Genomic DNA, 1,312 nt, shown 5'->3' with positions numbered 1-1,312 from the left:
AGTATCGAGAAGATCGTCGATGAAGCCTATTCGCACTACATCGAAAGAATTGGCTGCAAGCCTGCTCCAATGACCGGTGATTATACCGCGCTTGTCGCCTCAGGCAGCGTATGGGTGCTTACAGTGGGCGATAGCCTTGCCGGCCTCATCGTCCTGAGAACCAAGCCAAATCATCTGCTGGTCAGCAACGTGGCTGTTGGGAAGACATACCAAGGCCAGGGCTATGGCAGACAGCTTCTCGATCACGCCGATGCGCTCGCGCGGCAAGAGGGGAATAGCGAACTTCACCTCTACACCAACGAGTTGACGCATGAGAACCTAAAGATCTACCTTTGGTTTGGGCTGGAAGGAATAGAAGCGTGCCGAGGAAGACGATTTCCGTCGCGTTTTCATGAGAAAAATTCTCCCGCGATAGGTGGCTTAACCCTGCATCGCTGCTGCTCACTGCAACTGCAGCAATGGAAGCTCCCTCGATAGCCAGATGGAGAGGGCATACGCCGACGGCGGGAGATCGATGATCTCATCGAAACAAAGCTTTCACGTCTTGCTCATCCTCTCCTGGAGGCCAGTTAATCGCGCTGGCAAGGCCAGCCAATCAAGTGTGTCAGCTGTCGGACCGGTCGGGCGATACTCTGCACCTATAGGGCGCCGCCAGTCCAGCGCGTCCAGAAGGCTGAAGATCGCTCTATAATCGAGCAAGCCGTGATCTGGTGTACCACGATCCGGAACCGAGGCAACCTGCACGTGGCCAATCAGCGGCAGGTGCGTCCGCAGACGTTGGGCGACATCGCCCTCGGTGATCGCGACATGGTAGCAGTCGAACATCATGCGCAGGTTTGGATGCCCCGCACATCCGATCAGCGCCGCTGCTCGATCCGTCCGCGTCAGGAAATAGCCAGGCGCGTCTCGGTGGTTCAGGGGCTCAATCAGGATTGTCAGGTCCGGTGCAGTCCGACACGCGTAGTCGATATTGCGCAGGTAGGTTTCTTCGGCAATAGGGCCCTCGGCCCGTCCAGCCATGACGTGGATCGCCTTGCAGTCAACCTCGCGCGCATAGGCGATAGCCAGATCGATGGCGGCGCGGGCGTCAGCCTCGCGGCCCGGCAATGCCGCCAATCCGTTTTCTCCCGGCCGTCCACGTGGGGTGTTCAGCCCCAGCATCTCCAGAGAAGCCGCCTCCAACGCTGCACGCACATCTGACGGCGGCGTGTCGTAGGGCCAATGGCACTCGACGGCGGCGAATCCCGCGCGCGCGGCAGCTGCGATGGCGTCCGGCAACGGCAGTTCCGCCCAGAGAAAACCCAGATTTGCT

At 59.5% G+C, this 1,312-nt stretch carries 2 protein-coding genes; one reads left to right on the top strand and one right to left on the bottom strand.

What is annotated here, in order from left to right:
• Nucleotides 1–477, top strand: a 477-nt coding sequence (locus tag OC184_RS20205; RefSeq protein ID WP_265508957.1) for a GNAT family N-acetyltransferase, incomplete at its 5' end; no start/stop codon positions are given.
• Between the two features lie 60 nt (nucleotides 478–537).
• On the opposite strand, the gene OC184_RS20200 is transcribed toward OC184_RS20205, so the two are convergent.
• Nucleotides 538–1,312, bottom strand: a 775-nt coding sequence (locus OC184_RS20200) for a hydroxypyruvate isomerase family protein (RefSeq protein ID WP_265508956.1), incomplete at its 5' end; no start/stop codon positions are given.

The sequence above is a fragment of the Paracoccus rhizosphaerae genome (assembly GCF_026162645.1).
Taxonomy (GTDB): Bacteria; Pseudomonadota; Alphaproteobacteria; order Rhodobacterales; family Rhodobacteraceae; genus Paracoccus; species Paracoccus rhizosphaerae.
Note: the sequence above shows the minus strand (reverse complement) of the source record. Positions and strands in the feature narration are given on the sequence as shown.